Genomic DNA, 4,098 nt, shown 5'->3' on the forward strand with positions numbered 1-4,098 from the left:
TCGCCGGGCCCGGTCGTGCCGTTGACACGGTTGCGGCAGACGGCGACGAGGTCGCCGAGGACCGCCGAGGCGGTGGGCGCGCCGCCGGCGCCGGGGCCGTAGAACATGAGCTGGCCCGCCGCGTCGGACTCCACGAACACCGCGTTGTACGCGCCGCGCACCGAGGCCAGCGGGTGGCTCAGCGGGATCATCGCGGGGTGGACACGGGCGGTGACCGAGGCGCCGTCCCTGGCCCGCTCGCAGATGGCGAGCAGCTTGATGGTGCAGCCCATCTCCCGCGCCGAGCGGAAGTCGGCCGCGGTGACCTCGGTCATGCCCTCGCGGTGCACGTCGTCGAGGCGGACCCGGGTGTGGAAGGCGATCCCGGCCAGGATGGCGGCCTTGGCGGCGGCGTCGAAGCCCTCGACGTCGGCGGTGGGGTCGGCCTCGGCGTATCCGAGCGCGGTGGCCTCGTCCAGGGCCTCCTGGTAGCCGGCGCCGGTGGAGTCCATCTTGTCGAGGATGAAGTTGGTGGTGCCGTTGACGATGCCGAGCACCCGGTTGACCTTGTCGCCGGCGAGGGACTCGCGCAGCGGGCGGATCAGCGGGATGGCACCGGCGACGGCGGCCTCGTAGTAGAGGTCCCGGCCGTGCTCCTCGGCGGCGGCGTGCAGGGCGGCGCCGTCCTGGGCGAGCAGGGCCTTGTTGGCCGAGACGACGGAGGCGCCGTGCTCCAGCGCGGTGGTGATCAGGGCACGGGCGGGCTCGATGCCGCCGATGACCTCCACGACCACGTCGATGTCACCCCGTTTGACCAGGGCGGTCGCGTCGGTGGTGACGAGCGCGGGGTCGATCCCGGCGCGCACCTTCGAGGGCCGCCGTACGGCGACCCCGGCCAGTTCGACCGGGGCCCCGATGCGGGCGGCGAGGTCGTCGGCGTGCGTCGTCATGATGCGCGCCACCTCGGAGCCGACCACTCCACAGCCCAGCAGCGCCACCTTCAGCGGACGCGTACGCATCATCCGACCTCGTTTCCTCTCACCGTCTACGGTTCGACCAGTCTCACTCACCGGATGGGGCTTTCCGCCTTTCGTCCGGATCGTGAGACATCTGTTTCGTGTTCCCGGAACGGGCCCGGGCGGCCTCGGCGCGGCTCAGCCGACGTCCAGCCGGAGCAGGTCCTCCTCCGTCTCACGCCGGACGATCACCCGCGCCTCGCCGTCGCCGACCACGACGACCGGCGGACGCAGGACGTGGTTGTAGTTGCTCGCCATGGACCGGCAGTAGGCCCCCGTGGCCGGGACGGCGATCAGGTCGCCCGGCGCCAGGTCGGCGGGGAGGAACGCGTCCTTGACCACGATGTCCCCGCTCTCGCAGTGCTTGCCGACGACGCGGGTGAGCATCGGCTCGGCGTCGCTGGTCCGCGAGACGAGGGCGACGCTGTACTCGGCGTCGTACAGCGCGGTGCGGATGTTGTCCGACATGCCGCCGTCGACGGAGACGTACGTCCGCAGCCCGTCGAGCGGCTTGACCGTGCCGACCTCGTACAGCGTGAACGCGGTCGGGCCGACGATGGCGCGGCCGGGCTCGACGGAGATACGGGGGGCGCGCAGCCGGGCCGCCTCGCACTCGCGGGTGACGATCTCGGTGAGCGCCTTGGCGATCTCGTGCGGCTCGCGGGGGTCGTCGGAGCTGGTGTAGGCGATGCCGAGGCCGCCGCCGAGGTCGATCTCGGGCAGCTCGACGCCGTGCTCGTCGCGGATGTCCTTCAGCAGGCCGACCACGCGGTGGGCGGCGACCTCGAAGCCGGACATGTCGAAGATCTGCGAGCCGATGTGGCTGTGGATGCCGATGAGCTCGAGCCCGTCGAGGGTGAGGGCACGCCGTACGGCCTCCGCGGCCTGGCCGCCCGCGAGCGGGATGCCGAACTTCTGGTCCTCGTGCGCGGTGGCGATGAACTCGTGGGTGTGCGCCTCGACGCCGACGGTGATGCGGATCTGCGCCTTCTGCCGCTTGCCGAGTCCCTGCGCGATGTGCGCGACGCGGGCGATCTCCTGGAAGGAGTCGAGCACGATCCGGCCGACGCCGGCCTCGACGGCGCGGGTGATCTCCTCGACGGACTTGTTGTTGCCGTGGAAGGCGATACGGGCGGGGTCCATCCCGGCGGACAGCGCGGTGGCCAGTTCGCCGCCGGAGCAGACGTCGAGGTTGAGCCCCTCCTCGTCCAGCCAGCGCACGACGGCGCGGGACAGGAACGCCTTGCCGGCGTAGAACACGTCGGCGTCGGTGCCGAACGCGGTGCGCCAGGCGCGGGCGCGGGCCCGGAAGTCCGACTCGTCGAGGATGTACGCGGGCGTGCCGAACTCTTCCGCCAGCTCGGTCACGGGGCGGCCGCCGACGCTGACGACACCGTCCTCGTTCCGGCGCACGGTGTGGGCCCACACCTTGGGGTCGAGGGAGTTGAGGTCGGCCGGCGGGGCCGAGTAGTGCCCCTCGGGCAGCACATCGGCGTGACGGGGCCCGGCGGGGTGGGCGGAACGGCTCATGAGTGGCTCTCTGTTCTCAGAGGTGTTCGGGTGCGTCGATGCCGAGCAGGGACAGGCCACCGGCAAGCACCGCCCCGGCGGCTTCGGCAAGCGCCAGCCGGGCGCGATGGGCGGCCCCGGGTTTCTCCTCCCCTACGGGAAGCACCTCGGGGAGAAGGGGGAGGAGAGCGTCGGCGACGGCGAGGAGGTGCCGGGCCAGACGGTCGGGGGCTTGGTCGGTGGCGGCGGTCCGGAGGATGCGGGAGTGGTCGGCGAGGGGGGTCTGGAGGGGGTGGGGGGTGCCCACGTCGTGGCCCGGTGAGCCGGCCGTACCCGCGAAGCCCAGCTCGCCGGGTTCCGCCGTGAAGCCCAGGTCGTGGGCGTTGCGGACCAGGGCGCGTACACGGGCGTGGGCGTAGCGGATGCGGAAGAGGGGGTTGATCTCGCGCTGGACGAGGTGGTCGGCGGTGATGCGGGGCCGGTCGTGCGGGGCGGGGTGGAGCAGGGCCCAGCGGGCGGCGTCGGGGCCGAGCGGCGCGGGGTCCTCGGGCGCGGGCACGGGCCGTAGGGTGACGGGCTCGCCGTGCTCGATCTCCGCCCGGCCGCCCTGGGTGGCGACGATCCGCGCGACGGCGTCGGCGACGACCTCGGCGCGCACCTCGTACGGCACGCGCAGTACGACGGTCCGACCGGCGAGGGCATCCCCGTACCCGTACTCCGCACCGCGCTCGCGGATCTCGCGGACGAGCCCGGTGAGCAGGCCGTCGCGGGCGCGGAGGCTGATGTTGAGGAACCCCGGCCCGGTGACGACGACGTCGCCTACCCCCGCGGCGTCCAGGAGCCGCGCCCGCAGGATGTCGGCGACGTGCAACGGGGGCTGGGCGGCGGGGCGGGCGAGGCGGAGGGCGACGTTGGTCGCGAAGTCGCCGCAGCCGCCGGGGCCGGGCTCGGTGAGGGTGACCCGTTCCGGCGGAGCCACGTCCAGCTCCCCCGCGTCCACGGCACGGCACACCGCGTCCAGGACGGTACGGGACAGCTCGGCGGGGGTCACGGGACAAGCCTAGGGGAGGCGGGACGGCGGGCGGGGACGGGTGGCTAACCGCCGGAGCAGACCCCGTCACGCCGGTCGCTCCGCTCCAGCAGCCCCTTGACCAGGCGAACCAGCTCGTCGGGCTCGAAGGGCTTGGGCAGAAAGGCGTCGACCCCGGCGTCGAGCCCGCTCTCCACCTCGTACTGCGTACACGCGCTGACGATGGCCAGCGGGAGGTCACGGGTACGGGGGTCGGCCCGGAGGCGGGCGGCGGTACTGAGCCCGTCGAGACGGGGCATGACGACGTCGAGCGTGATCACGTCGGGGCGCACCTGGTGCACCACGTCGAGACACTCGGCACCATCGACCGCGGTCACCACCTCAAGCCCTTCCAGCTCGAGATTGACCTTGATCAGCTGCCGGATGCCCTTGCTGTCATCCACAACAAGCACCCGGCCGGACGCGCCTGACACAACTCGAGAGTAGGTCGGGGCGGGGGGTCGCGTCCCGCTTTTCGGGAGTTCTCGCTCTGACGGGTGGTGGTGGGATTTGGGTGGACGGGGG

The 4,098-nt window shown here is 72.8% G+C and carries 4 protein-coding genes; all 4 read right to left on the reverse strand.

From position 1 onward, the window contains the following. Positions 1–998, reverse strand: a 998-nt coding sequence (locus tag GT030_RS28840; protein WP_161203600.1) for a homoserine dehydrogenase, incomplete at its 3' end; no start/stop codon positions are given. 135 nt (positions 999–1,133) lie between these two features. Beyond that, positions 1,134–2,525 (reverse strand): diaminopimelate decarboxylase, encoded by a 1,392-nt coding sequence (gene lysA, locus GT030_RS28845; RefSeq protein ID WP_161203601.1) that lies wholly within the window; start codon positions 2,523–2,525, stop codon positions 1,134–1,136. A gap of 16 nt (positions 2,526–2,541) precedes the next feature. Continuing rightward, positions 2,542–3,555 (reverse strand): ArgS-related anticodon-binding protein NrtL, encoded by a 1,014-nt coding sequence (gene nrtL, locus GT030_RS28850; RefSeq protein WP_161203602.1) that lies wholly within the window; start codon positions 3,553–3,555, stop codon positions 2,542–2,544. A gap of 44 nt (positions 3,556–3,599) precedes the next feature. After that, the coding region (locus GT030_RS28855) for a response regulator (protein WP_237522878.1) at positions 3,600–4,098 on the reverse strand (499 nt) is incomplete at its 5' end.

Source organism: Streptomyces sp. SID1328 (assembly GCF_009865595.1).
GTDB lineage: Bacteria > Actinomycetota > Actinomycetes > Streptomycetales > Streptomycetaceae > Streptomyces > Streptomyces griseoluteus.

What these genes read in the sequence shown, in the direction of transcription:
- lysA (WP_161203601.1), bottom strand. Translation starts at nt 2,525, where the DNA reads ATGAGCCGTTCCGCCCACCCCGCCGGGCCCCGTCACGCCGATGTGCTG.